24 protein-coding genes are annotated in these 26,348 nt (G+C 68.5%); 10 read left to right on the top strand and 14 right to left on the bottom strand.

Annotated elements, in window-relative coordinates:
• Window positions 1-213: 213 nt before the first annotated feature.
• Entirely contained in the window at window positions 214-2,271 is a 2,058-nt protein-coding gene (locus OD750_RS07470; RefSeq protein WP_263543876.1) for a multicopper oxidase family protein, read from the top strand.
• Between the two features lie 311 nt (window positions 2,272-2,582).
• On the opposite strand, the gene OD750_RS07465 is transcribed toward OD750_RS07470, so the two are convergent.
• The 5 genes from OD750_RS07465 to OD750_RS07445 form a co-directional block, all read right to left on the bottom strand.
• Window positions 2,583-3,443 carry an OmpA family protein gene (locus OD750_RS07465; RefSeq protein WP_263543875.1) on the bottom strand — a complete coding sequence of 287 codons (861 nt, stop codon included), beginning with the start codon at window positions 3,441-3,443 and terminating at the stop codon, window positions 2,583-2,585.
• A 3-nt stretch (window positions 3,444-3,446) separates the two neighbouring features.
• Window positions 3,447-3,809 (bottom strand): DUF4398 domain-containing protein, encoded by a 363-nt coding sequence (locus OD750_RS07460; RefSeq protein ID WP_263543874.1) that lies wholly within the window; start codon window positions 3,807-3,809, stop codon window positions 3,447-3,449.
• A 25-nt stretch (window positions 3,810-3,834) separates the two neighbouring features.
• Window positions 3,835-4,152: an EF-hand domain-containing protein gene (locus OD750_RS07455; RefSeq protein ID WP_263543873.1), complete on the bottom strand. Its 318-nt coding sequence runs from the start codon at window positions 4,150-4,152 to the stop codon at window positions 3,835-3,837.
• 10 nt (window positions 4,153-4,162) lie between these two features.
• A complete protein-coding gene (locus tag OD750_RS07450) occupies window positions 4,163-4,558 on the bottom strand; it encodes a hypothetical protein (protein ID WP_263543872.1) in 396 nt (131 codons plus the stop codon).
• 172 nt (window positions 4,559-4,730) lie between these two features.
• Window positions 4,731-5,435 carry a PDZ domain-containing protein gene (locus OD750_RS07445; RefSeq protein ID WP_263543871.1) on the bottom strand — a complete coding sequence of 235 codons (705 nt, stop codon included), beginning with the start codon at window positions 5,433-5,435 and terminating at the stop codon, window positions 4,731-4,733.
• Between the two features lie 115 nt (window positions 5,436-5,550).
• On the opposite strand from OD750_RS07445, the gene OD750_RS07440 reads away from it, so the two are divergent.
• On the top strand, window positions 5,551-6,429 hold the full coding sequence (locus OD750_RS07440; RefSeq protein ID WP_263543870.1) for a DMT family transporter: 879 nt from the start codon (window positions 5,551-5,553) through the stop codon (window positions 6,427-6,429).
• Window positions 6,430-6,436: 7 nt separating this feature from the next.
• Here OD750_RS07440 and OD750_RS07435 read toward each other — a convergent pair whose 3' ends face one another.
• Window positions 6,437-6,781, bottom strand: coding sequence for a VOC family protein (locus OD750_RS07435; RefSeq protein WP_263543869.1), 345 nt, complete (start codon window positions 6,779-6,781; stop codon window positions 6,437-6,439).
• Window positions 6,782-6,807: 26 nt separating this feature from the next.
• Window positions 6,808-7,800 (bottom strand): MBL fold metallo-hydrolase, encoded by a 993-nt coding sequence (locus tag OD750_RS07430; RefSeq protein WP_263543868.1) that lies wholly within the window; start codon window positions 7,798-7,800, stop codon window positions 6,808-6,810.
• A gap of 130 nt (window positions 7,801-7,930) precedes the next feature.
• Between OD750_RS07430 and OD750_RS07425 the strand changes: the two genes are divergently transcribed.
• A complete protein-coding gene (locus OD750_RS07425) occupies window positions 7,931-8,416 on the top strand; it encodes an NUDIX hydrolase (RefSeq protein WP_263543867.1) in 486 nt (161 codons plus the stop codon).
• On the opposite strand, the gene OD750_RS07420 is transcribed toward OD750_RS07425, so the two are convergent.
• Window positions 8,404-9,399: a LysR family transcriptional regulator gene (locus OD750_RS07420; RefSeq protein ID WP_263543866.1), complete on the bottom strand. Its 996-nt coding sequence runs from the start codon at window positions 9,397-9,399 to the stop codon at window positions 8,404-8,406. The two genes, OD750_RS07425 and OD750_RS07420, sit on opposite strands and share 13 nt — an antisense overlap.
• Window positions 9,400-9,508: 109 nt before the next feature.
• Between OD750_RS07420 and OD750_RS07415 the strand changes: the two genes are divergently transcribed.
• On the top strand, window positions 9,509-10,126 hold the full coding sequence (locus OD750_RS07415) for a glutathione S-transferase family protein (protein ID WP_263543865.1): 618 nt from the start codon (window positions 9,509-9,511) through the stop codon (window positions 10,124-10,126).
• The gene (locus OD750_RS07410; protein ID WP_263543864.1) at window positions 10,123-11,100 is read left to right on the top strand and encodes a pyridoxamine 5'-phosphate oxidase family protein; all 978 of its coding nucleotides are present in this window, start codon (window positions 10,123-10,125) and stop codon (window positions 11,098-11,100) included. Before OD750_RS07415 ends, OD750_RS07410 begins: the two co-directional genes overlap by 4 nt.
• A 21-nt stretch (window positions 11,101-11,121) precedes the next feature.
• Here OD750_RS07410 and OD750_RS07405 read toward each other — a convergent pair whose 3' ends face one another.
• Both OD750_RS07405 and OD750_RS07400 read right to left on the bottom strand, forming a co-directional pair.
• Window positions 11,122-13,551 carry a zinc-dependent metalloprotease gene (locus OD750_RS07405; RefSeq protein ID WP_263543863.1) on the bottom strand — a complete coding sequence of 810 codons (2,430 nt, stop codon included), beginning with the start codon at window positions 13,549-13,551 and terminating at the stop codon, window positions 11,122-11,124.
• A 97-nt stretch (window positions 13,552-13,648) separates the two neighbouring features.
• A complete protein-coding gene (locus OD750_RS07400) occupies window positions 13,649-14,992 on the bottom strand; it encodes an IPTL-CTERM sorting domain-containing protein (protein WP_263543862.1) in 1,344 nt (447 codons plus the stop codon).
• Window positions 14,993-15,149: 157 nt separating this feature from the next.
• Between OD750_RS07400 and OD750_RS07395 the strand changes: the two genes are divergently transcribed.
• Both OD750_RS07395 and OD750_RS07390 read left to right on the top strand, forming a co-directional pair.
• Window positions 15,150-17,033, top strand: coding sequence for an ATP-binding cassette domain-containing protein (locus OD750_RS07395; protein ID WP_263543861.1), 1,884 nt, complete (start codon window positions 15,150-15,152; stop codon window positions 17,031-17,033).
• Window positions 17,034-17,078: 45 nt separating this feature from the next.
• The gene (locus OD750_RS07390) at window positions 17,079-17,453 is read left to right on the top strand and encodes a hypothetical protein (RefSeq protein WP_263543860.1); all 375 of its coding nucleotides are present in this window, start codon (window positions 17,079-17,081) and stop codon (window positions 17,451-17,453) included.
• On the opposite strand, the gene OD750_RS07385 is transcribed toward OD750_RS07390, so the two are convergent.
• Window positions 17,454-18,326 (bottom strand): DMT family transporter, encoded by an 873-nt coding sequence (locus OD750_RS07385; RefSeq protein ID WP_263543859.1) that lies wholly within the window; start codon window positions 18,324-18,326, stop codon window positions 17,454-17,456. It lies immediately after the preceding gene.
• Window positions 18,327-18,411: 85 nt separating this feature from the next.
• Entirely contained in the window at window positions 18,412-18,729 is a 318-nt protein-coding gene (locus OD750_RS07380; RefSeq protein ID WP_263543858.1) for an antibiotic biosynthesis monooxygenase family protein, read from the bottom strand.
• A gap of 151 nt (window positions 18,730-18,880) precedes the next feature.
• On the opposite strand from OD750_RS07380, the gene OD750_RS07375 reads away from it, so the two are divergent.
• Genes OD750_RS07375 through OD750_RS07365 form a run of 3 tightly spaced genes read left to right on the top strand, consistent with a single transcriptional unit; the run spans window position 18,881 to window position 20,523 of the window.
• On the top strand, window positions 18,881-19,432 hold the full coding sequence (locus OD750_RS07375; protein WP_263543857.1) for a DUF2975 domain-containing protein: 552 nt from the start codon (window positions 18,881-18,883) through the stop codon (window positions 19,430-19,432).
• Window positions 19,432-19,674, top strand: coding sequence for a helix-turn-helix domain-containing protein (locus OD750_RS07370; RefSeq protein WP_263543856.1), 243 nt, complete (start codon window positions 19,432-19,434; stop codon window positions 19,672-19,674). Before OD750_RS07375 ends, OD750_RS07370 begins: the two co-directional genes overlap by 1 nt.
• Window positions 19,675-19,683: 9 nt before the next feature.
• Complete coding sequence (locus OD750_RS07365) at window positions 19,684-20,523, top strand: hypothetical protein (RefSeq protein WP_263543855.1); 840 nt, start codon at window positions 19,684-19,686, stop codon at window positions 20,521-20,523.
• Window positions 20,524-20,788: 265 nt separating this feature from the next.
• On the opposite strand, the gene OD750_RS07360 is transcribed toward OD750_RS07365, so the two are convergent.
• Together OD750_RS07360 and OD750_RS07355 are read right to left on the bottom strand one after the other, a co-directional pair.
• Window positions 20,789-24,508 (bottom strand): multiheme c-type cytochrome, encoded by a 3,720-nt coding sequence (locus OD750_RS07360; protein WP_263543854.1) that lies wholly within the window; start codon window positions 24,506-24,508, stop codon window positions 20,789-20,791.
• A 25-nt stretch (window positions 24,509-24,533) separates the two neighbouring features.
• Window positions 24,534-26,348 carry a hypothetical protein gene (locus OD750_RS07355; RefSeq protein WP_263543853.1) on the bottom strand — a complete coding sequence of 605 codons (1,815 nt, stop codon included), beginning with the start codon at window positions 26,346-26,348 and terminating at the stop codon, window positions 24,534-24,536.

The following is a 26,348-nucleotide window of genomic DNA, read 5'->3' as shown; positions in this document are numbered from 1 at the left end:
TTCAAGCCTCGCTGCCGACCCGCGCGGTTCGAGGCGCTTTCCCCGTCAGGCTCAGCGCAGTCCGGCGACGCAAACTATCACCGAATCTACGCCGACTTGCGTCAAAATCGTGTAGTGGATTAGTTGTAAAAGTCAATATATGCTTGCCCGCGGCGGCGGCACCGAACGCTCGTGCCGCCCATCGGCGGTTCCACGACTCAGGGGGAAGGAACGATGAACAAGACGACAAACGCGTCGCGTCCGCGCCGGGCGCAGGTTCGCCTCGACTATGCGATAGCGGCGCTGCTCGCCGCGGTCGGCGGGGCCGCGAGCGCGCAGGACGCCGAGCGCATCGACACGCCGCCGGTGCTCGCGACGATCGTGCGCGACGGCGCGGTGAAGAAGGCGGCGGTGGAGGGCGCTGCGGTGACGCCGGCGACCGCGTTCGGCCTGCCCGAACTCGGGCCGCACGAGGCGCCGCTGACGCTCGACATCCAGCTGACGACGTCGCGCATCCTGAATCCGGCGACCGGTGTCTACGACACGGTCGAACTGCGTTCGTACAAGAGCCCCAAGACCGATCCGGCCGTGCCGTTCGTCGCGCCGACGATCCAGACGCAGCCCGGCGAAACCGTGCGCATCACGCTCAACAACAATCTGGAAAAAGAGCCGAACTGCAAGCCGCCGAACATCAACACCCCGCATTGCTTCAACTCGACGAACCTGCATTCGCACGGCCTGTGGGTCAGCCCGACCGGCAACAGCGACAACGTGCTGATCACGATCAGGCCCAAGGTCAGTTTCCAGTACGAGTACAACATTCCGTTCGATCATCCGTCGGGCACGTTCTGGTATCACCCGCACCTGCACGGCTCGACCGCGCTGCAGGTGGCCAGCGGCATGGCCGGTACGATGATCGTGCGCGGCAGCCGCCAGCCGACGCGCGAGAAGACCGGCGACATCGACACGCTGCTCGTCGGCAAGGCGTTCAGCGAGCGCGTCGCGCAGTTCCAGCAGGTGCAGTACGCGTGCCGCGACAAGGTCACCAACCAGATCAAGGTCAAGAAGAACGACAAGGGCGAAGTGATCGCGTGGATCTGCGATCCGGGCGATATCGGCCGCATCACGAGCTACGACCAGTTCGGTCCGTCGTCGTGGAAGCAGTCGGGCCGCTACACCAGCGTCAACGGCCGCGTGCTGCCGATCTTCGAAGTGACCGACACCGGCACTATCGAGCGCTGGCGCGCGGTGCATGCCGGCGTGCGCAATACGATCAGCCTGCAGTTCAAGCGCCTCAGGGAAGGCGCGCCGGCGTTCGAGCGCCTGGCGGCGGTCGATCAGGCCGAGTGGGCGAAGGCGAACTGCGTCGGCGATCCGCTGCGGCAGTGGGAAATCGCGGCCGACGGCCTGACGCACGCGCAGATCATCGAGAAGACGCAGAACACGCTGCAGCCGGGCTATCGCAGCGACGTGCTCGTCGTATTCCCGGAGCCCGGGCGCTACTGCGTCATCGACGCCGAAGCGCCGCCGGAGGCGACGGTGAACGTGCAGGCCGAAAGCCGCCAGCTGCTCGGCACGGTCGTGGTCAAGGGCGGCGCCGTGATCGCCGATCCGAAGCAGTATCTGACGCAGCGGCTGGTCGAAGCGGCCGGCGTCACGCAGCGGCCGGAAATGCGCGACGCGATCAAGACCGATCTCGTCAACGGCCTGAAGCTGACGAACTTCGAACCGCACAAGACGATCACCGACGGCGAGTTGACCAAGCCCGGCACGGTTGCGCAAAAGGTGGAATTCAATATCGTCACCAAGGAGGCCGTGCCTCCCGATCCGCCCGTGACCGAGTTCCAGGTCAACGACAAACCGTACGACCCGAAAACCGCACGCGAACTCGTGCTGGGTCGCGTCGAGGAATGGGAGCTGTCATCGAAGGTGGCGAACCATCCGTTCCACATCCACGTCAATCCGTTCCAGGTCGTGAAAATCCTCAATGTGTGCGACCAGGACGTCAGCGACGGCAAGAACCCCGACTACACGAACTGGAAGACGAAGGACGACTGCAAGAAACCCGGCGAGAAGCCCGACACGCAGTATTCGACGCTCAAGAACACGTGGCGCGACACGCTGTTCGTCAAGCAGGGCTACAAGCTGTACGTGCGCTCACGCTACGAACGCTACATCGGCGAGTACGTGCTGCATTGCCATATCCTCGATCACGAAGACAACGGCATGATGCAGAACATCCGCATGGTGCTGCCCGACGGCGACGGCGGCGGGGTGATGGGGCATCACTGACGGCCGATACTCCCTCTCCCTCAAGCTTGCTTGGGGGAGAGGGGCGGGGTGAGGGGGAGGGCGCTGTGCACTTCGTCGAGTGCGACGAAGTACTTGGCGTCGCCCCCTCACCCAACCCTCTCCCCCAACGGCGTTGGGGGAGAGGGCTTAAGCAAAATCCCTCTCCCCCGAACGAGCACGGGGGAGAGGGGCGGCGAGGGGAGGTGTGATGCCGCGGCCGGCGCGAGAGCATTGTCCGGTAGCGGCGCCCCTGGCCCGGCCTTGCGTCCGAACGAGCTCGGATCGTCAAGGCCGCAACGTGGCGCGGCCCTCTAGCGCAGCGCCACGCTGTTCTGCACGATCACTTCGACGCGCCGGTTCTGCAGGCGACCGCTCATGCTCGCGTTGTCCGCGACGGGGAAGTCCGGCCCCAGGCCGCGCACGTTGACGCGGCTCGGCGACACGCCGCCCGGACCGGTCAGATACGCGCGCACCGATTCGGCACGACGCAGCGACAGGTCGACGTTGTATTCGCGCGAGCCGACCGAGTCGGTATGGCCTTCGATCGACACGATCGAGCGCGCGTCGTTGCGCAGCACCTGCGCGAGCTGGTCGAGGCTGCGCGTCGCGCCCGGCTTGAGTTCGGCGCGGCCGGTTTCGAACAGGACGTCGCCGAGCGTCACGACCGTGCCGCGCTGCGTTTCCTTCGCCTGCAGCTCGGCGAGCTGCTGGCGCGCGGTCAGCGCGTCGTAGCGGGCCGCGGCGGCCTGATCCTGCGCGTCGCGCGCGGCGGCCGCCGCGGCGTTCGCGTCGGCGCGGGCAATCGACAGGTCGCGCGACCGGGCCTGCGTCAGCAGCGTTTCGCGTTCGCGTCCGAGTTCCTGCGCGTGCTGTTCGGCGTAGCGCGCGGATCCTTCGGCCTCGGCGATGCGCACGAGGCGATCGGCGATGTAGACGCCGTGATCGAACAGCTCGCGATCGAGCCTGCGGCCGTTCGCGGCCAGCATGCCGACGGCCTGATCGGCCTTGGCCAGTTCCGCCTGCGCGTTCGGCGCGATCCGCGGATCGCCGTGCAGCCGGTCGAGTTCGGTCTGCAGGCGCACCACTTCGGGCAGCGGGCCGCGCGGCGTGCTGGCGCACGCGCCGAGCAGCGTCGTGAACAAGGCGACAAATACTATCTGTGTGCGTTTCATGGTTCAGCCTCCGGCGCCAAGTTCGGCGCGCAGCGTGCGCACCGCGTCTTCCACTTCCTGGGTAGCCGCTTCGGCGCGCGCCTGACGGCTGCGCGCTTCGGCGAGGTTCGCGTCGACGCCGGTCTTTTCCGACGCGAGCATCGCGCCGGTCCAGTCGCGCCGGTCGGCGAGGCCCACGGCGCTCGCCATGCCGCCGCGGGCGGTGGTCAGGTCGGGCATCGCGTACTGCGCGGCGCCGGCGCGTTCGGCAGCGTCGATCGCGCTCTGTGCCGCGGTCATCGCAAGTTCGGCATCGTGCCGCGACGCGGCGCCGGCGATGCCGGGCAGCGCGAGCGCGGCGCTCAACAACACAGCTTTGACGTTCATGACGGGGCTCCTTGCGTTTTCGTGGTTACCAGCGGTCGAACTCGCGACGAGACACGCGGTGGTCTCGATTCGTATCGGCGTAGTCGAAATCGTTCGCGAGCGTGATGTAGGCGGCAGCCTCGCGCTCGTCGATCTGGCCGTCGCCGTTGCGGTCGAGCGCGTCGAACGGCGGCCGTGCCTCGGGTGCGCGCGCGGCCGGTTGTCCGGTCGTCACGACGAGCGTGCCCGTCGGATGCGGGTATTCGGCCTGCTTGAGGGTGGCATTGTCGAGCGGCCGGTCGGCCTGCGCGTGCGCGCAGGAAGCGCCGAGACAAAGAACAACAATGACGAAAAGTGGTTTCATGGAAAACTCCTCAGCGCAGTTTCGCGCGCAGTTCGCGGCCGAGTTCGGCGAGCGCGTGCACGGCTTCGGAGAAGCGCGGGGAGATTTCCCTGGCCATGCGCGGCAGCGCGCGCGGGCCGCGGGCGGCGGCGACGCCGGCGATCTTGCGCACGGCGGCGACGCCGATACCCAGGGCGACCGCCAGCGGCACGAACACCTTGGGCGATTTGAGCTGCTGCGCGGTGCGCGCGAACGGCGCGCGCTTCGGCACGATTTCGCTCGAGCGCTTCATCGCAGCAGTCGTGCTGGCGGCTACCTTGCCCTTGCGGCGGGTCGTCCTGCTTGCCGCGGTCTTGCCAGCGTCGGTCTTGCCAGCGTCGGTCTTGCTCGCTTCGGGCTTGCGTGTGTTCGTGGTCTTGCGCGCCATGACCTGACTCCAGTGCTCGTCGGTAGCACCGGTGCAACAGGTTTCATGCCATCGGACGACGTTTCGGCAAGCGCTTGGGCCAGCGCGCTTTTTTCAGACAGCGGTTGCGCTCGCCAAAAGGCAGAAAGCCCAATCGGCACGGCGCGGCTTGCAGGGTGCCCGATCTTGCGCGCTATTGCGCCGCGAACGTGCGGCCGAGCTGAACCTTGCGCTCGATCGTTTCGCCGTTGCGGACGACGGTCAGCGCGACGGTGCGTCCCATCTTGTCCTTGAGCATCGCCTGGAACGCGGCGCGATCGGCGACGGTGCGGCCGTCGAGCGCGGTGACTAGGTCGCCGGTGCGCAGGTTCGCGCGCGACGCGGGGCTCGCGCCGACGATGTCGCCCAGGCGCACGCCGCCGGCCGGATACGCGGCGCGTTCGGCCGCGTTGAGATCGCGGAAGCTCGCGCCGAACACGAGGCGCACGTGTACGAAGTACGCGGCCGCGAGCGCGTCGGCCGACGCGGGATCGATCGGCGCATACAGACGAATCTTGTCGGCGCCGACGGCGCGGCCCTGGTCGAAGATCCAGCGTCGCGCGTCGTCGTCGTCGCGCGCGTGGCGGCTGTTGCCGACGAGCACGTACGACTGCGGCGTCAGCTGATCGAGATCGGCCGCGGGCGATTTGCCCGCCGAGATTTCCGGCTGATCCGGCGGCGCCGCGGCACGCAGCGGGTCGATCACGTCGGGACCGCGGCCGGGCACGGGCTCGTAGCGGTCGGTTGCCGCGACGACGGGACGATCTTCTTCGCGCGGCTCGTCGTAGACGGTGCGGGTGGTCGTCGCGCAGCCGGCGAGCGCCGTGCAGGCCGTCAGAAAAAACAGTCGATAGTTCATGCCTAGTCTCGCGAACGGGATGCGCAAGCATGACCTGATTCGGCTAACTGTGCTTTGAACAGAAACACGATGGCCGCTGGTATGCTCGATCGATCGTCGCATCGAGTATCGCGTCATGTCGGAAACCGGCCGCCTGCGCGGCATCGCCAGCATGGTCGGCGCCGTCGCGCTGTTCGCGCTGATGGATTCGGGACTGAAGCTGCTGTCGCCGCACTACCCGCCGATGCAGGTCGCGGCGCTGCGCGGCCTCGCGTCGCTGCCGCTCGTCTTCGTCTGGGCGCTCGCCGACGGCGGCTTCGCGCAGCTCGTGCGCGTGCGCTGGGCGCTGCATCTGCTGCGCGGCGTACTCGCGGTCGTGATGCTCGCGGCGTTCGCCTACGCGCTGCGCCTGATGCCGCTCGCCGAGGCTTACGCGATCTTCTTCGTGGCGCCGCTCCTCATCACCGCGATCGCCGCGCTGTTTCTGCGCGAAGAGGTGGGCTGGCGGCGCTGGACAGCGATCGGCGTGGGCATGTGCGGCGTGCTGATCGTGCTCAAGCCCAGCGGCGCGGGCATGCTCACGCTGGGCGGCGCGGCGATGCTCGTCGCGGCGCTCGGCTATTCGGTGTCGGCGATCGCCGTGCGCGTGCTAGGCCGCACCGACAGCACGCAGTCGATGGTGTTCTGGATGCTCGCGATGCTGTCGCTGTTCGCGACGATCGCGGCGTGGAACGACTGGAAGGCGATCCGGCCCGAGGACTGGTGGGTGCTCGCCGGCATCGGCGCGACCGGCGCGGTCGGACAGTTTCTCGTGACGTACGCATTCAGCGCGTCGCCGGCGTCGATCGTCGCGCCGTTCGAATACACGGCGCTCGCCTGGGCGATGGCGCTCGACTGGGTATTGTGGAAAACGCTGCCCGACGCGCGGATGCTGGCCGGCGCCGCCGTGATCGTGCTCGCCGGCCTGTACCTGTTGCGGCGCGAGCGCGTGCATACCGAAGCCGAACATCCGTAGCGCGGCGTCAGTATCCCGGTGCGGGCTGCCACAGGCTGAATTCGGTGTCCTGGTCGTCGCGGCAGACCGCGCCGCGGCCCGACTGGCTGTCGTAGACGTCGCGGTACGAGCCGCCGAGATCGACGACGCGCTTGAGCATCGCGTCGAGATCGTCGACGCGGAACGACAGCGATTCGAACCGCGCCGGCTCGCCGACGAACAGGCCCATCGGCAGCTTCGTGTTGGCGACGTGCGCGTAGTTCGCGTGGCCGTGCTCGTTGGCGTATTCCCATCCCATGAGCTCGCCGAAGAAGCGCTGCGCGCGCGCAAGATCGCGCACGGTGACGACGAAATAGCCGAGTTCGACGGGCATGTCACGACTCCTGGCGGCAAGGGACGTCAGTGTAGATCGTTCGGCGCCGCGCAGTTGGCTTCCAGTCGCGATGCGTCGCCGCGCAGCACGTTGCCGACGTAGTAGTCGACGAGCGTGCGCGCGAACGCCTGTTCGGCGTCGGGAATCAGCGCGCCGGCGTCGGCGATCCAGCCCGCGGTGCATTCGGCCGCCGCGCGCTTGCTCGCGGCGCAGGCGAGCAGTCCGTCGAACGCGCGCCGGTACTGCGACAGCTGCTCGTGCGGCATCGGCGCGCCATGGCCGGGCACGAGCCGTTTGAAATCGGACGCGTCGAGTGCGGCGAGCGCCGCGCTCCAGCGCGCGGGGCACGCAGTGTCGAACAGCGGCGCCGGCAGCGTGACGAGATCGCCGGCGAAGAGCGTGCGCGTCACCGTGTCGAACAGCGTGAGATCGCCGCCGGTGACGGCCGGCGCGACGACCTGCAGTTCGACGCGCCGGCCCGCGATGTCGCGCGGGCCCGAAGCCGCGATCCGCTCGGTCGGCTGCAGGCGTTCGCCCGCATCGATCAGCGCGAGTTCCGCGCGATAGCCGTCCTGCTTTTTCGGATCGCTCGCGGCCATGTCGATCGCCTGCGCGAGCTGGCGCCGGTAGCTGGCGAGAAAGCCCCCGAGCGCCGCGTCGATCGCGCCGGTGGCGTACACCTTCGCCTCGGGAAACGCCGCGCGCAGCTTCACGTTGCCGCCGACGTGATCGAGATGCCAGTGCGAATTGACGATCGCGGCGATCGGCTTGCCGCGCGCCTTGGCGAGATCGAGCACGGCTTGCGCGTGCTCGGCGTGGCGGCCGGTGTCGAACACGATGAGGCCTTGCGGGGCGTCGACGACGATCGTGTTGCCGTCGGGCTGGCGGCCGGGCACGAATTCGCCGCGCAGCAGCGTTACGCCGGGCGCGAGCGTTGTCGTTGCCGGCTTCGGTGGCGCAGGAGTCGCCGGCGAAGCGGCCAGCGCGAGTGCGAAGAGACTCCCCGTGACGATGCTCATGACGCTATTCTCCGATGCGGCGCGTGAAGTCTAGACGCAACCGACGTCACGCGTTTGCCGGATACTGCGCACACGCCCGTGCCTTTCGGCACATGTCCGCGGCCGTTCCACAAAAAGATAGAAAGCAACAATGCCCTATACACCGATCGTAGCGACCCTGGGCTACGTGCTGTCGCCGGACGGCGAGCGCGTGCTGATGATCCACCGCAACGCGCGTCCCGACGACCACCAGCTCGGCAAATACAACGGCTTGGGCGGCAAGCTCGAACCCGACGAGGACGTGCTCGCCGGCATGCGCCGCGAAATCCACGAAGAGGCGGGCATCGACTGCGACGAGCTGTCGCTGCGCGGCACGATCAGCTGGCCCGGCTTCGGCAAGCACGGCGAGGACTGGCTCGGCTTCCTCTTCGTCGTGACGCGCTACACCGGCACGCCTTTGACGCGCAACGCCGAGGGCGCGCTCGAATGGGTCGACCGCGCGCGCATGCTCGACCTGCCGCTGTGGGAAGGCGACCGCCATTTCCTGCCGCTCGTGTTCGACGGCGATCCAAGGCCGTTCCACGGCGTGATGCCTTACAAAGACGGCCGCATGGTTTCCTGGCGCTATTCGCGCTGATCGGGCGGCGCGTTGTCGCGTTCGTGCTGATCGAGCAGCGCGTTGCCGCGTTCGTGCTGATCGAGCAGTGCGTTGTCGCGTTCGTGTTGATCGAGCAGCGCGTTCCCGCGCAGGCGCTCGACCGCGAGGTCGACGAACGCGCGCACCTTCGCCGTCACGCGCCGGCCTTCGCCGTGCACGACGTGGATCGGCCACGGCGCTTCCTCGTGCGCTTCGAGCACGGCGACGATCTGGCCCGCCGCGAGCGCCGGCGCGACCTGGTACGACAGCACGCGGGTCAGTCCGCGCCCCTCGATCGCCGCGGCGATGGCCGCCGCGTTCGTATTGCAGGTCAGCCGCGGCTTCACCGTGACGACGCTTCGCGAGTCTCGGCCGAACGTCCAGTCGTTCGTGCCGCGCGCGGCCACCGAGGCGACGATGTCGTGCCGCGCGAGATCGGCCGGCGCCTCGGGCGTGCCGGCGCGCGCGAGATACGACGGCGATGCGACGACGACGCGCCGCACTGCGCCGACGCGCGTCGCGCGGTAGTCCGAATCGCGCAGCGGGCCGATGCGCACCGCCACGTCGATGCCCTCGTCGACGAGGTTGACGATGCGGTCGACGAACAGCGTGCGCGCCGTCACCGCGCGATGGCGGTCGAGAAATTCCGTCACGATCGGCAGCACGTACAGCTGCCCGAACAGCACCGACGCGGTGACCGTGAGCGTGCCGCTGGGCGTCGCGTACGAACCGGCCGCCGCGGCCTCTGCCTCGTCGATGTCGGCGAGGATGCGCCGGCAGTCGTCGTAGTAGCGCGCGCCGGCCTCGGTCAGCTTGACCGTGCGTGTCGTGCGCACGAGAAGGCGCGTGCCGATCTGCGCTTCGAGCGCGGCGACCGCGCGCGTCACGGCCGGCGGGCTCAGGTCGAGCGCGCGCGCGGCCGGCGCGAAGCCGCCGGTTTCGGCGACTTTGGCGAAGACGCGCATCGCCTGCCAGCGATCCATGATCGACTCCGATCATTCCAGTTGGCGTAATAGTCCATTGCCTTCGTTGCGTATTCAATGCCTCGACCGGAACGGCGAAACTGCGCGCAGTCCCATTCGGAGTCTCGCGATGAAGCTCTATCACCACCCGCTGTCCGGCCACGCGCACCGCGCGCAGCTGTTTCTGTCGCTCGTGGGCGTGCCGTACGAGCTGGTGCCGGTCGATCTCGGAAGCCGCGCGCACAAGGCGCCGGAATTTCTCGCGCTGAACCGGTTCGGGCAGATTCCGGTGCTCGACGACGGCGGCGTCTTCGTTTCCGATTCGAACGCGATTCTCGTCTACGTCGCGCGCAAGTTCGGCCTGACCGACTGGCTACCCGACGAACCGTTCGCCGCGGCGCAGGTGCAGCGCTGGCTGTCGGTCGCGGCGGGACAGATCGCGTACGGACCGGCGGCGGCGCGGCTCGTGACGCTGTTCGGCGCGCCGTTCGCCGCCGACGAGGTGATCGCGCGCGCGCATGCCGTGCTCGGCGTCATCGACGCGACGCTCGCGGGACGGCGGTGGATCGCGACCGACCGTGCGACGATCGCCGACGTCGCGCTGTACAGCTACGTGGCGCGCGCGCCGGAGGGCAATGTGGATTTGTCGTCTTATGCCAACGTGAACGCGTGGCTCGCGCGCGTCGAGGCGCTGCCGGGCTTCGTGCCGTTCGTGCGCTCGGCGGTGGGCCTGGAGGCCGTCGCGTGAACGCGCAGGACGAGCAGCGAGTGCCGGGGTCGCCGTGGCATGCCGGCGAGATCGAACTGCAGCGGTCGATCGGCGCGGCCGAGCGCATGGACGAGATCGGCCGGCGCGTCGTCCGCGATCACCTGATCGAACAGCACCGGCTGTTCTATCCGCAGCTGCCGTTCGCGGTGTTCGGCGCGGTCGATGCGAACGGCGACGCGTGGGCGACCTTGCGCGCCGGTGCGCCGGGTTTTCTTGCCGCGCCGGACGCGCATCGCCTGCGCGTGCGGCTGCCGCGCGACGCGAGCGATCCGGCGGACGCCGGCATGAACGACGGCGATGCGATCGGCATGCTCGGCATCGAGCTGCACACGCGCCGGCGCAACCGGATGAACGGCACGATCCGGCGCGAGCGCGACGACGGCTTCGACGTCGGCGTCGTGCAGAGCTACGGCAACTGCCCGCAATACATCCAGCGGCGGGAATTCGGTTTCGCGCGCGATCCGTTCGCGCCGTCGCCGCTGCCGGCACGCACGAGCGACGGGCTCGACGACGCGGCGCGCACGACGATCGCGCACGCCGACACGTTCTTCGTCGCCTCGTACGTCGACCGCGAGAACGGCGAGCGGCAGGTCGACGTCTCGCATCGCGGCGGACGCCCGGGGTTCGTGCGCGTCGACGACGACGGCACGCTGACGATTCCGGATTTCGCCGGCAACCGGTTTTTCAACACGCTCGGCAATCTCGTCGCGAATCCGCGCGCGGGGCTCGTGTTCGTCGACTTCGAAACGGGCGATCTGCTGCAACTGACCGGCGATGCGCGAGTTTTGCTCGACGCACCGGAGATCGCGACGTTCCGCGGCGCGGAGCGGCTGTGGCGCTTCACGCCGCGCCGCGTCGTGCACCGGCCCGAGGCGCTGCCGCTGCGCTTCGCGTTCGAGCCCGAGGGCTGGTCGCCGCAGTCGCTGGCGACGGGGGAGTGGCCGGCCGCCTGAACGGCGCCGGCCTCCCGGGATTCAGATCGGCGCGCCCGGCGGCACCGGCGGCAACGGCCGCAGCTTCACCGACTTCGGATCGGCAAGGTATTGCCCGATCAGCGTCGCCGCTTGCTTGCGGTTCGCCGCGGTCGTCGCGCCGCCCGGGTTCGCGGCGAGCCACTCGCGCCACGACGCGAGCCGTGCGCGCGCCTGCGCTTCGACCTGCGCATGCAGCTGTCCGGCGTCGACGACGGCGAGCAGCGCGTCGAGCATCGTCCAGTTTGCGGCAATCTGTACCGCGGCGGCGCCCGGGGCGGCGTCGGTCTTCGTATCGCGCTGCCACGTGCCGCGGAATGCCGCGTCGAGCACGTCGTCGACGCCGGGCTGCGCCGCGTCGCGCGCGTGCTGCCACGCGAGCCGGTTCAGGCGCGCCGGATCGAACAGAAACGTCAGCGTCTGCGCGCTCGCGGCCTGCGCCGCGGCGAACGGATCGAACAGCGGCGCGGTGCGAGTGGCGAAATATTCGCGACCGCGTTCGTAGTCGGCGGCCGGCGGCGTCAGGCTGTCGAGCACGTTCGGCGGCAGCGCGAGTTCGGCCGCCGACAGCGTGCGCACGAGCCGGTCGAGCGCCGCACGCTGGTCGCTCGCCGCGACCGCCTGCGTGCCCGGCTTCGTGTCGCCGGCAAGACCGTAGCGATAGCTCGCGCCGGCGAGCAGGCGCGCGACCGCTTCGGTCTGGTAGCGATGCAAAAGATAAATCGGTACGAGACGCGCTTCGAGTTCGCCGAGCTGCCGCGCCGGCGGCAGCGCGCCGGTGCCGAAGCCGGCCAGCGCGCGGCGCCGCACGTCGAGCAGGAGGTCGAACGTCGCGAGCGAGTTCTTGCCGTAGTCCCACAGCAATGCGTCGGGATGCGCCATGCCCGGCGAGCGCGCGTCGGCGTCGTTGAGATATTCGAGGCCCGCGGCCTCGGCGTCGCGGCGCAGCTGCGCGAGCGCCGCGGTTTCGTCGGCGCCGCCGAAATCGGCGTAGCCGTACTTGACGATGTAGTCGTCCCACGGGCCGACGCCGACGCCGTAGGCATCGGCGAGCGCGACGGCGCCGTCGGACGCCACGCGCAGCATCGGATGCGGATAGTCCATCACCGAGCCGTTGCCTTCGCGGCTCGCGGCGAAGTTGTGCGCGAAGCCGAGCGCGTGGCCGACTTCGTGCGCGGCGAGCTGGCGCAGGCGCGCGAGCGCCATCGCTTCGGCGCGCTGCGCGAGTTCGTTCGCGTTGCGCTTGTCGTACGGCGCGGTCAGCGCTTCGGCGATGAGGATGTCCTGGCGCACGCGCTGCGAGCCGAGCGTCACCGCGCCCTTGATGATTTCTCCGGTGCGCGGATCGGTCAGCGCCGCGCCGTACGACCAGCCGCGCGTCGCGCGGTGCACCCACAGGATCGTGTTGTAGCGGATGTCCATCGGGTCGGCGTCGGCGGGCAGCAGCTCGGCGCGGAACGCGTCCTTGTAGCCGGCCTTCTCAAACGCGCTCTTCCACCAGTTGGCGCCGTCGAGCAGCGCCGAGCGCACCGGTTCGGGCGTGCCGGGATCGAGATAGAACACGATCGGTTTCTTCACCGTGCTGACCGCGGCGGTCGGATCGGTTTTCTCGAGGCGGAAGCGCGGCTGCCAGCGCACGTCGAGGCTCGCGGCGAGCGGCTGCGAGAAGTCGATCGCGCCCTGGCCGAACGCGCCGGAGCCGGGGTGGAACGCGCGCGGCTTGTAGCCGGCGCCGGGCAGGCGCACGAGACTGACGTGCTGGCGCACCGACAGCGCTGTCGGGTCCATCGCGACCTGGCGCACGAACTCGCCCTTGCCGTCGCCGTTGAACGTCAGTATCGCTTCGAGTTCGGTGTTGTCGGGAAACGTCTTCGCGTCGTCGAGCAGTGCTGCGCTGCGCTTGTCGTCGACGAGGTATTTGCCCTGCTTGGTCGCGTCGAGGCGTTCGGCCACGCCGTGGCGGTCGGACGAAAGGAACGACGAGAAGTCGACGACGATCCGCGTCGAGCGCTTCGATGCCACGATGTCGCCGGCCCACAGCACCGACTCGGCGAACGCCTCGCGCGCGCTGGCCCGCTCGGCCGCGTCGTCGGCGCTGGCGACGTAGCGCGTGTTGCGCTCGACCAGCAGCAGGCGCGGGCCGGCGCGGCGAAATTCCACTTCGCGCACATTGCCGGGTTGTCCGCGATCGAGCCCGACGTCGTTCGAGCCGAGGCCGTGCGGCAGCGACGTGACGAGCAGAAACGGTTCGTCGAGTTTTTCGACGCCGAGCAGTACGCGACCCTTGGCCGGATCGGTCCACACCTCGAAGAAGCCGTCCTTGCGCGTGCTGCCCGCGAGCGGATCGGGCGTCTTCTCGTCGCGTTTCGCGTTGGCGCTGCCGAGCGGCAGCAGCAACAGCACGGCGAGCATCCAGTGCGGATTCGGCTTCATGGTATTCACGGCTGGGGAAAGCCGTGAACATAGCCGCGCGAGCTGCAAGCGGTAAATGACGAAAGTCCCGCGCAGCGCGCGGCGATCGGTCAAATCGCTACGGGCCGCGGGCGCGTCCGCGCCGCCAGCCGGCAAGCGCGATGCCGCACGCGAGCGCCGCGAGCGCGAGCGGCGACAGCGCCGGGATCGACGCCGGCGTGCCGACGATCGCGCCGTGGCTCGACGTGCCGTTCGCATCGAGGTTGGTCACCTCGGCATCGGTCAGCGTCGCGGCGGTCAGGAGGAGCGTTCCGTCGGGCGTCGACGCGGCGACGCGGCACGTGGCGGTAATCATCATCGCGTAGCGCGACGCCATGGGATCGAGCGAGACGTCGCCGCTGCCGCCGGCGACGGGGCACGCGGCGCCGTCCGACCGGCACTGCCACTGCACGTCGGCGCAGTGCGGCGCGAAGCGGATGTCGAGGTGCGACCGAAGCAGCTGCGTCGGCCCGTTGGCAACGGCGAAGATGCGGTAGTTCAGCACGTCGCCGGGCCGCACGCGGTCGGCGTCGGCACTTACTTCCGTGCCGTAGCGGGCGCGCAGCGCCAGCGGTCGCGTGTCGCTCGCGCTGTTGTTCGCGGGGTCGGGATCGGGCACCGACGAGCCGATGGTCGCGGTCTGGACGAGCGTGCCGCGCGCATACCCCGACAGCTCGCAGCCGAGCTGGAAGGTTACGCGCTCGCGCGGCTCCAGGCGCATCGTGTGGTCGAGCGCGCCGCCGCCGCCGGCGTTGCACGGCGCGCCCGAAGTGCTGCTCAGACATTGCCAGCGGCACGACGACGCGGCCGTCGGAACCGCGCTGAAGAGCCGCACGTCGTCGACGCGGCTCGGACCGAGATTCTCGGCGACGACGATGGCCCTCGCGCTGCTGCCGGCGACCGCTTCGGGAGGGTCGATCGTCGTGGTGACCGCGAGATCCGCGATACGGTCGACCACGTTGACGTCTTCGTCGCGGTTGTCGGCCGGCGCCGGGTCGGTGCCGCCGTCGACGGCATCGACGTTCGCGGTGCCGCGCACGGTGCCGGAAGCGGTCCAGTCGGTGCGACAGTCGGCGGTGTACACGAGCGAGCTGCCGGCCGGCAGCTCGTGCGTCTGGTTGACGTAGTAGTTCTGCGGCAGCACGGGACAGGCCGCGCCGCCGGCGGCGCTCGCGCATTGCCAGACGCACAGGAGTTCGGGATACGTTTCGGCGATGAGCACGCGCGCCTGCGCCGCGTCGGGGCCGCGGTTGGTCACGTCGACGCGATAGGTGCTCAGCGTCGCGCCGGCCACGACGCGTTCGATGCCGTCGTCGATCGAGACGGCGAGGTCCGCGGTCTGCGCGTCGGCTGCCGCCGAAAACAGCGCGAAAAACCCGAGGGAGAGCCGCGCGAGTCCGTGTACGATGGTGGTGCCGTACATGCCGTCCCCTGTGGAGTGAATGCCTGCCGAGCCTGCGCGGCGGTCATGCGCAGGGACGCGCGACGGACCGCGCACCCCCAAGCGGTCGATCGTATCCGGGCGCCGGACGCATGCCGCACGGGTTATCCTTCGCGCCCCGAGTCTCGCGGTACCCGCAATGCCCCTGCTGCAAATGCGCAATATCGACCTGAGCGTCGGCGGTCCGCTGCTGCTCGACCAGGTCGAGTTCAATCTCGACGCGAACGAGCGCGTCTGCATCGTCGGCCGCAACGGCGCCGGCAAGTCGACGCTGCTCAAGCTGATCGCCGGCGACATCCGCCCCGACGACGGCGCGATCCAGGTCGACAGCGGCGTGCGCATCGCGCGGCTCGCGCAGGAAGTGCCGCAGGCGACCGCGGGCACCGTGTTCGACGTCGTCGCGCAGGGGCTGGGCGAACTCGGCACGTGGCTCGGCGAGTTCCATCATCTGTCGCACGCGCTCGACGTGCCCGGCAATACCGAGGCGATGGCGGCGGTGCAGGCGCGCATCGACGCGGTGCACGGCTGGGACCTAGACCGCCGCGTCGGCGAGGCGCTGGTGCGCTTGCAGCTGCCCGAGGACGTCGACTTCGCCGCGCTCTCGGGCGGCATGAAGCGCCGCGTGCTGCTCGCGCAGGCGCTCGTGCAGCAGCCCGACGTGCTGCTGCTCGACGAGCCGACCAACCATCTCGACATCGAATCGATCGCGTGGATGGAAGAATTCCTGCGCGCGTTCAAGGGCAGCATCGTGTTCGTCACGCACGATCGCGCGTTCCTGCGCGCGCTCGCCACGCGCATCGTCGAGATCGACCGCGGCAAGCTCACGAGCTGGCCGGGCGACTACGACAACTACCTGCGCCGCCGCGAAGAACGCCTGCACGCCGAAGCGCAGGAGAACGCGCGCTTCGACAAGCTGCTGGCGCAGGAAGAGGTGTGGATTCGCCAGGGCATCAAGGCGCGGCGCACGCGCGACGAGGGCCGCGTGCGGCGCCTGAAGGCGATGCGCAACGAGCGCGCCGAAAGGCGCGAGCTCGGCGGCAACGTGCGCATGGAAGCGGCCGACTCGGGCAAGAGCGGCAAGCGCGTGGTCGAAGCGCGCGACGTGTGGTTCGGCTGGCGCGACCGCCTCGTCGTGCGCGAATTCACCGCGACGATCCTGCGCGGCGACCGCGTCGGCATCATCGGCCCGAACGGCGCGGGCAAGACGACGCTGCTCAACCTGCTGCTCGGCGAAATCAAGCCGCAGGAAGGCGAAATCCGCCTCGGCACGAACCTCGAGATCGCGTATTTCGACCAGCACCGCGTGCAATTGCGCGACGACCTCAACGCGCTCGACAACGTGGCCGAAGGCCGCGAGTACATCGAACTCAACGGCTCGCGCAAGCACGTGCTCGGCTATCTGCAGGATTTTCTCTTCACGCCCGATCGCGCGCGCGCGCCGATCACGGCGCTGTCGGGCGGCGAGCGCAACCGACTGCTGCTCGCCAAGCTGTTCGCGAAACCGTCGAACCTGCTCGTGCTCGACGAACCGACGAACGACCTCGACGTCGAAACGCTGGAACTCCTCGAAGACCTGCTCGGCGAATACACAGGCACGCTGCTGCTCGTGTCGCACGATCGCGACTTCATCGACAACGTGGTGACGTCGAGCTTCGTCATGGAAGGGGACGGTCGCATCGGCGAATACGTCGGCGGCTACAGCGACTGGCTGCGCCAGCGCCCGGCACCGCGCGGCGCGGCGGCGAAGGCCGTCGAGAAAGCGGCGAAGCCCGCCCCGCGCGACGACGCGCCGGCCATGCCCGCGAAGAAGAAGCTCAGCTACAAGGACCAGCGCGAACTGGAACAGTTGCCGGCGCGCATCGAAACGCTGGAAACGGCGGTCGCCGAGCTGACGTCGGCGATGAACGATCCGAAATTCTTTCAGCAGGACGGCGCGGCGATCGTCGCGGCGAACCAGAAGCTCGCCGACACGCAGGCCGAACTCGACGCGGCGTACGCACGGTGGGCGGCGCTGGAAGGCTGACGATCCGCCGGCGCGAAGGCGCCGACGGCAACGGAGAAGACGGCGATGCAGACGACCTATCTGATGGCGGGCGTGCTGGCGATATTGACCGGCATCGCGCACTCCGTGCTCGGCGAGATCCTGATCTTCCGCCATCTGCGCGAAAACGGCGTCGTGCCTTCGCAGCCGGCGCCGCCGCTGCGCGAGCGGCACGTGCGGATAATCTGGGCGTCGTGGCACCTCGTGAGCGTGTTCGGCTGGGCGTTCGCCGGCATGCTGCTGGCAATCGCATCGGGCGCCGACGATCTGCGAACGATCGCCGTCAACGCGATCGTCGCATCGCACCTGGGCGGTTCCGCGCTCGTGCTCGTCGGCACGCGCGGGCGTCATCCGGGATGGATCGCGCTGCTCGCCGTCGCGGCGCTGGTGCGATTCGCGTAGCTATTCCGCGCGCTTGATCAGCGGATACGCGAGCACCGCGCCGAGGATCACCGCAAGCCCCGCGTAGAACTGCCACGTCAGCTCGTGATGCTCGCCGAACAGCACCATCGCGATCAGCACGACATAGACCGGTTCGAGGTTCGTCGCGAGCTGCACGCCGAACGCGCTGATGTGCCGCATCGCGACGAGCGACAAGGTCAGCGGCAGCACCGTCAGTACGAGCGCGAGCACCGTGAGCCAGAACGCGTCGGCCGCGCCGGGCACGGCGAACGCCTCGCCGGTCGACGCGACGAAGGGCATCGCAAGGCCCAGCACGACGACGCCGGTCGCAAGCTCCAGCGCGGTGATCGCGAGCGGGTCGCTCGCGTCGACGAGCCGTTTGTTGACGACGCCGTAGATCGCGACGAAGAACGCCGACACGATGCCGACGACGAGTCCTTCGAACATCGCGTCGGGCAGGCCGCCGGCGACGAGCGCGACGCCGGGAATCACCGCGATGCCGAGCGCGAGTTCGCGCAGGTCGAACGGGCGACGCATGATCACGGGTTCGATCAGCGCGAGAAACGCGGGCGCAAGGCCCATGCACGTCGCGGCGACCGAGGCGTTGGCAAGCTTCACCGACGCGTAGAACGTGAGCCAGTGCAGCGCGAGCGCGACGCCGACGAACGCGTAGCCGGCGACGAGCCGCGGCGACATGCGCCGGCACGCGTGCCACACGCGCGGCAGCACCGCGAGCGCGCCGGCGGCGATCAGCATGCGCCACCACACGAGCGGCAGCGCCGCGAGCGTGATGAGTTTTCCGACGATCGCCGTGAAGCCCCAGAGCAGGACGCAGAAATGGATTTGCAGCTGGGCTTTCGTATGCGGCGACATGGCGACAGAGGCGGCGAGGGCGCGCGATGGTAGCGCGCCGCGCCGCGCGCGGCGATGCGCCGAAGGTCGTGCGTCGCCCGCGGCGTCAGGCCTCGGGCGGCGCCGCGATCGCGCAGTCGTAGTGTTCCACCGTCTCGGCGAAGTCGAGCAGATAGCGCGCGTCTTCGGGGTAGTAGCGCGCGATGTCGATGTCGTCGCCGGCGAATCGCGCGATCGCTTCGCGCGATTCCCACAGCGTCAGCACGGTGTATTCGGTCGCGTCGCCGAGCGGGCGCGTCAGCACCCACACGCCGCGATTGCCCGGCGTGCCCCGGTAGTCGGCGACGCCGGTGGTGCGCAGGATGTCCAGGTATTCGTCGGTGTGCTCGGCCTTCGTACGGCCGCGCCAGATGCGCGCGATCATGGTTGCCTCGTAACTGATGAAATTAATTAAGGAGGTTACGTCGATTTCCGGGCCGTGTCTCGCGGATCTTCGGCGCAATCGTGACCTCGGTTCATTGACGATAAAAAATTATCGTGATACGTTAATTATCAATCGTCACTCGACAAGTCCCATGAACGCCAAAACTCCGCTCGACGAGACGCATCGTCGCGTGCGCCGATTCGCGCTGACGGGCGAGGCGCTCGCGCTCGCCGGCATCGCGGTCGTCGTCATCTACGAAATTTATTTGTGGACCGATCCCGCCGCGATGCTCGAGTACTTGAAGCGCGGCGTGCCGGAACTCGCGAACGTGCCGACCGGCGATCTCGTGTTCGCCGCGTGGCTCGCCGATCTCGCACCGGTCGCGCTGTTCCTGTTCGCGATGTGGAGCGTCGTGCGGCTGTTCCGTCTGCTGCGCAGCGCGCGGGTGTTCCATCCCGACGTGCCGGTGCTGCTCACGCGCATCGGCCATCTCGCGTTCGCGTCGGCGGTTGCCGGCGTCGTCGCGCGCACCGTCATCGCGCTCGCGCTGACGAGCGGCAATCCGCCGGGGCAGCGGCAGCTCGTGATCAGCATCAGCTCGGGCGATATCACATCGGTGATCACCGGCCTCTTGCTGCTCGTGTTCGCGCATGTGATGCGCGAAGCGCTGCGCATCGACGAAGAGAACCGGACGTTTTTGTAATGAGCATCACCGTCAACCTCGACGTGATGCTCGCCAAGCGCAAGATGCGCTCGAAGGAGCTGGCCGAGCGCATCGGGCTGACCGAGGTCAACGTGTCGCTGCTCAAGTCCGGCAAGGTGCGCGGCGTGCGGTTCGAGACGCTGTCGAAGATCTGCGAGGCGCTGGCTTGCCAGCCCGGCGACATCCTCGAATACGTGCCCGACGCGCCGGACGATCTCGCCGACGACGCCGACGACCTGTAGCGCACGGCCATGCAGACCGCCGACCCCGTGTGTTCCGACCCCGTGTGTTCCGACCCCGTGCGCTCCGACTACGCCGATCTCGCGCGCCTGCGCCAGACGCGCTGGCAGCGCCGCCAGCACGACCGGCGCGGCATCGCGATCGCGCTCGTCATCGCGCTCTTGCTGCACCTCGTCGCCGCGTGGCTCGTGCGCGACTGGATGCGGCTGCGGCCGATCGACGACAGTCGCGGCGTCATCGCCGTACGGCTGGTCGACGCCGTCGAACCGGCAGCGCTCGCGCCGCCGCCGCTGCCGGAACCGCCGCCGCGCGTCGAGCCGGTCGTGGTGCGGCCGGTGCCTCGCGCGGCCGGCGTCGCGGCACCGTCGACGGTTGCGACGCGGACGCCGACGGCGCGAATCGTCGAGGCGGCGCCCGCGGCACCGGTCGACGCCGCGCCGTCGGTGCGCATCTACGGTGTCGACGGAAAAATAGACGTTTCCCATTTGCCGCAAGCGCCGACGTCCGACTTCGCCGCGCCGGCGATAGTGCCGCAGACGCGCAAGGCGTCGCCGCTGCCGTACCGCCCGAGCGCGTTCGCGTCGCAATGGCCGTCCGACCGCGAGAACGCGTTTCAGGAATTCGTGCGCAAGCGCACCGTCACGAAGTCGTGGCGCACGAAATGGGGCGGCGGCTTCTCGTGCTCGTGGTCGCTCTTCGTCGGCGGCTGCGGCTGGGGCTACGCGCCGCCGAATCCGGAAGGGATGCGGCGCGTGCGGGTCGATGTGCCGGTCAAGCCCGTGCGCGAGGAATCGCCGGAAGCCGTCGATGCGCCGCCACCGTGGGGCTCGACGATCGAGCCGCACGGGTAGGCGGCGAAAACCGGAACTCGACGCGATCGTGCACGTCGCCCCCATCCGAACCTTCTCCCCCAACGTGGTTGGGGGAGAAGGAGCGGAGGGTTCAGGCCCTGCGTGCTTGAGCCCTCTCCTCCAAGCTTGCTTGGGGGAGAGGGTGGGGTGAGGCGGCGACGCCGAAGTGTTCGTTGCGCTGACGGAAAGCCGTCAGCCGGCAACGTGCACATTTATTGCGGACGCCAGTGTGCCTTGGCCGGGATGACGTGCGCGATCCAAAGCGCTACCGCGGTCCCTGCGGCTTGTCCTCCACCGTCCACGGCGTCCCGTCCGGCCGCAGATACAGCTTCTGCATCTCGGCCTGATTGAACGGCCGCGAACCGATGCGCCCGAACACCGCGATCTGGTGTCCCGTTTCGTCGACCGCGCGATCGCGTTCGAGTCCGCGCGACAGCGACAGCGCCGGCTTGTCCGTCGCGCGCCACGCGATCAGCTGCGGCTTCGGGTCGGGGCTGAAACCGTAGAACTTCGGCTGCGATTCGGGGCTCGTGAGCTGGATCACCTTGAGGCCGTTCCTGCCGTCGGCGACGTACGCGAACAGCGACGCGTTCGTCGTGCCGACGACGATGTCGGTCGCGTCGTTGATCTTTCCGTCGGCGTTGTAGAGCTGATACAGCGCCGGCCGCTCCGGCCGCGTGATGTCGACGATCGCGATGCCGTCGGCGCCGTCGGCGACATAGGCATACGTGCGCGCCAGATGCAGCTTGCGCGCGTCGCGCAGCGGCACGAGCGCGCCGGCGATTTCGCGCGGCTGCGCCGGCGTCGTCACGTCGACGACGTGCAGGCCGTCCTTCGCGGTGACGAACAGATAGCGGAACTGCAGCGCCGCGGCGCGCGCGCCGGCGATCGGTATCGTCGCGAGGTAGCGCGGCTTCACCGGATCGGCGAGATCGAGCACGACGACGCCCGCGTCGGCGACGACGTAGAACGTCGTGCCGGCGATCGCCAGGTGCCGCGCGCCGTTGAGCACGCCGTTCTCGTTCCACGTCACCGCGCGCTTCAGGAAGTTGTTGCGCGGTTCGAGGTCGGCGAGCGTTTCGATGTCGGTGGCGATCAGCCCTTCGGTCGCATCGGTGATGAACGCGTACTTGTACAACGGATGCATCGGCTGCTCGGCGTTCGCGCCCTGCATCAGTTCGCTGACGCTGCGCGACGGCGCGACCGGCTGCGTCGTCGGCAGCACGACGCACGTCGCGTTCGCGGACTTGATGCGCGTGTTCTGCCCGAGCGGCGAGAACGGCGCCGTCACGAGCTTCTGCGAGAAGCCCTTGTTGCCGGCGCTCGCGACGTCGTACACGCGCATGCCCTCGCTGCCTTCGGCGACGTAAAGGTATTCGCCGCGCAGCTGGATGCATTGCGCCTTGCCCGCCTTGTGCTCGCTCGCGTCGGGCAGCTTCAGGCCGCGGTCCTGGTGCTGCTTGAACCAGTCGGGATACGCATAGCGTTGCAGATAGCTGCCGACGACGGCTTGCGGTTCGTCCCATTCGGTGACGCGGATCGCGCTGATTTCGCCGTCGCCGCCGACCCACGCGTTGAAGCCGATGAAATCGATGAAGCGCGTGCCGAGCAGGAGCGTCTGCGCGAGGATCGCGTTGTTGTCGTTCTGCGCCGAGAGGTGGCAGTCGGTGCAGGTTTTCGTTTCGGTCTTGCGCTCGGTGTGCGGGTAGTGCGGCGCGAACGCCTGCGACGAATAGCCCGAGGCGGCGATCGGCGGCTGCTGGATGTAGATGCGTTCGCGGTTGATGTTCGTCGACGACAGCACGAGCGCCGACGACGAGCGTACCGGTGCGATCTTGTGGTCCTTGATGCCGCCGTGCACGCCGAGGAAGAACATGTCGTCGCGCGCCACCTGCGGGTTGTACGTCGCGAAGTTGCGCGTGAAGCCGCCTTCGTACTTGTGCCGCTCGGTCTTCCAGTTCGCCTGGATCGGCAGATGACAGCCGCCGCAGCTCGTCGTCCACGACGTGTGGCAGGTGTAGCACAGCATCTTGTCTTCGCCGTGCGCGCGCTCGCCGAGCGGCACGTCGGCGCCGAACTTCTGGCTCGCCGTGTCGCGCGACATCGCGTGCGCGCGCGTGGCCTTTTCGTTGTAGCGCGGCGACGCCGGGTCCGACACGTCCTTGGTCAGACTCATGGTCCATTCCAGGCCCGGCGTCACGGCCGAGCGCTGGATCAGCGCGTCGCCGACCCATTCGAAGCGCTTCTTGCCGTCCGGGTTCCGGATCAGGAGAAGATCCTTGCCGTATTTCGACGCGTTCGGACCGGACGTCTTCAACGTCGGCAGCGCGTCGACCGTGCCGTGGCAGTCCTGGCACTGGATTTCGACCGCGCCCATGACCTCGGCCTTGAGATAGCCGTTGCCGTGGGCGTCCTGCGCGAAGTGGCAGTCGACGCACTGCATGCCGACGTCGACGTGGATCGACGACATGTGCACGGCTTTTTTCCACTTGTCCGGATCGGTGTCGTCGATCTTTTCCTGCTTCGCGTCGAGCAGGTTGCCCTTGCGGTCGCGCGAGAAGATCGCGCGGAAGTTCCAGCCGTGGCCGTGGTAGTCGGCGAACTGCGTGTCTTTCAGCTGCGGATTCATCAGCGAGACGTCTTTTAAGAATTCCACGTCCCGCCACTTGCCGCGGATCGCGGCTTCTTCGGGGTTGCGGTCGAGCGTCTTGCGCATTTCGATGTCGTCGGGGTAGTGCTGCTTCTCCGGCCACATGAACGGCGCGTCCGATTCGTAGTCCCACATCGTGTAGCCGAGCATCGAATTGATGAACATGTTCGGCTGGTGCATGTGGCAGATCATGCACTGGCTCGTCGGAATCTGCCGCGTGAACTCGTGCTTGATCGGGTGCCCGGAGACGTTGCGCGGAATCGTCGGGTCGGCCTGCTGGCTTTGTCCCATGTTCCCGAATTTCGCGTAGATCGCCGAATGCCGCGGATCGCGGTCGTTCGCGTAGATCACGTGGCACGCGCTGCAGCCGGACGAGCGATAGTCGCCGGGGTTGTCGTTCGTACCGAGGAACCAGGTGAACGGATCGTTCAAGCGCGTCTTGTGGATGTTCAGTACCGGAATCGACACGCGGCTGCCGGTGCCGGGGCCGCGGTTGGATTGCTTGAGGTCCGGGCGGCCCGGCTCTTCCAGACGCTGGATCGAGCCGGTTTCGCTCGGCACGGCGATTTCCGGAAACAGGTTCGAGATGTTGCGGCCGCCGCGCTCGAACACGCGGAACACGTCGGCCGGCGGCACGGTTTCCCACGCGGGCATCGGGCTGATCTTCGGCAGGATGCCGCGATCGTCCATCGCCGCGTCGTTCGGCGCGCCGTTCGTCACGGCCGACGGCTCGCCGTCGCGCGTATACGCCTCGCCGAGGATCGAGTGCTTGTACGGCAGGATGCCGTTGTTGTACGCCGCCGCGCCCCAGAACATCGCGGCGTTCGCCATGAGGCTCTTCTCGGCCTGCTGGATGATCGGCAGGTGGCACGCGCCGCAGGCTTCGCGCGCGATGCGCAGGTCGCCCGGGTTGATGAAGCGCGTGAACTCCGGCGACTCCTGCGTCAGATGCGTGTAGCTGCGCTCGGGGTTCGCGCTCGACGGCCAGCGGTCGGGATACTGCGGCAGCACGTGCGCCTTTTCCATCGCGCTGCGGTTGCCGGCCGACTCGGTGCCGGCCGCGCCGAACACCGTGGGATCGCCGCCGTGGCAGTCGGTGCAGCCGAGCACGACGGCTTCGGATGCGTGCATCGTCTTGCGGTCCGATGCGGTGTGGCAGCTGACGCAGCCGGCCGATTTCGCGTCGGCCTGCGCCCACGTCTGGAACGCCGGCGCGTTCGGCGCCGTGACGTACGTGCGCTCGACTTTCTCCGGGCCGCCGCTCGCGAACGCCGGCATCAGCCAGGCGACCGCGGCGAGCGCCGCTGCGGCAAAAGTGATTTTGACAAAAAGCATCGTCCTGATCGTCATGACCGCCCCCTCAGTACGTCAGGATCAAGTTGCCCAACACGGTGTAGTAGCTGTTGCGCCGGTCGCCGTACAGATCCTTGAAGCCGTCGCCGGGCAGGAGTGCCGCACCCGACAGGCGCAGCACGACGTTCTGCGTGAACAGCGGTCGCCAGATCCACGCGACCGAGACATCGGTGCCGATGCTCTTGCCGATGTCGGCCTGGTTGCGCGCGGTTTCGAGGATCTGCGTCTTGTCGAACCACAGGCCGTTGACGTTGCCCGAGAGGCGCGACTGCGGCGTGAGGTCGAAATCGGCGCCGACGCCGACGAGGCGCAGGCCCGGGTTGTCGAAATTCGACTGCCCCTGTTCCTTCGACGGGCGCAGGTTCGGCAAGAGCGCGTTGCGCTGCGCGAGCGCCACGCCGCCGCCGCCGATCAACGGCACGTTCTGGCGGATCCAGTAGCTCGTGTCGGCGCCGGCGAAGATCGGGTTTTCGAACACGGCGTCGTAGCCGGTCGAACGGTCGTCGAACGGATCGTCGTCGCCGCTCGCGTACGCGGCCGACGCGCGCAGCCGGATCCAGTCGAAGTCCATCGACGCTTCGGCCGCGAGAAAGCCCGCGCGGATGTCGGTGCCTTCGGCGACGAACACGCCGGCCGACTGCCGGCCGATCGCGTAGTACGCCGACGCGGTGAGGTTCAGCCGCCCGATGTGTCCGTCGCCGTTGTAGCCGAGATACGTGACGTGATACGTGCGCGGCGCTTCGCGGCCGATCGCGGCGGGGCGCTGGATGAAGCCGTTGGAATCGTAGAACGAGTCGGTTTCGCGGTTGCGGTTGTAGAGCACGATGCCCTGCGACGTGAAGCCGGTGAACGGAAAGTCCTGGCGGTACAGGTTCGCGACGAAGATGTCGTCCTTGCGCGGCGCGATCGTCACGTCGTTGAGGCCGGAATTGATGTCTTTTTCCAGTCTGCGGAAAAGTGCCAGGTTGTACTGCCAGCGGTTGTTGTCGCGCGTGCCGAACAGGCGGATGCCGGGCTGGCTGTCCTGGAACAGAAAGCCGCGGAAGTCGGTCGAGAACGGCTGCACGCCGATGCGCAGGTCGTCGAAGTCGTAGCGCGTGCCGAGGTTGCGCAGATCCCACGTGACGAAGAGTTCCTGCACGCCGACGAACGCGTCGTCGCGCACCTTGCCGAAGCGCGGGTTGACCTGCAGCGCGCGCACCTCGTCGGTGCGCACGCGGTTGTAGTTGAACGCGAGCGTCGCCTTGTATTCGACATCGGGCGGCTTGAACGTCGTATCGCCCTCGTAGTACAGCGCGGTGGCGATCACCGTCTGCGCGAGGATCAGCTGGTTGACGTCGCCGAGCGTGTCGTTCGTGCCCGGCGTGCTGCCCGACTGCGGCGCGACCGGCGTCGGTATGCTGCGCGGTTCGACGAGCGTGTCGGAGACGATCTGCAGATTGAAGAAGTGGTCTTCGCCGTCGACCGGCTTGTCGGCCTTGAGCACGTTCTGGTTGTACGGGTCGTACCAAGGATGCTTGAAGCCGAGCGATTCCATGATGCGCCAGCGGTCGGGCACCGGGATGAACTCGCCGGCGAGGTCGACCGGCGCGGGATCGACCGCGTCGGGATTCTGCGGCGGCGCGTCGACCCACGGCTCGTACGGATGGCCCGGACGGCGGCGCGGTATCTGCGAGGCGCGCGGATCGTACGTCGGCGCGGGCACGATGCCGGCGATCTCGAGCCAGCTCGCGGCGACGCTCGCGCTCTGCGCGCGCGCGTCTGAAGACGCGATCGCGCAGGCGACGGCGAGGGGAATCACGGCATAGCGAAGACCGCGCAT

Origin of the sequence: Tahibacter soli (genome assembly GCF_025717065.2) — a bacterium.
GTDB lineage: Bacteria > Pseudomonadota > Gammaproteobacteria > Xanthomonadales > Rhodanobacteraceae > Tahibacter > Tahibacter soli.
This window is presented reverse-complemented; position numbering and strand designations above follow the sequence as displayed.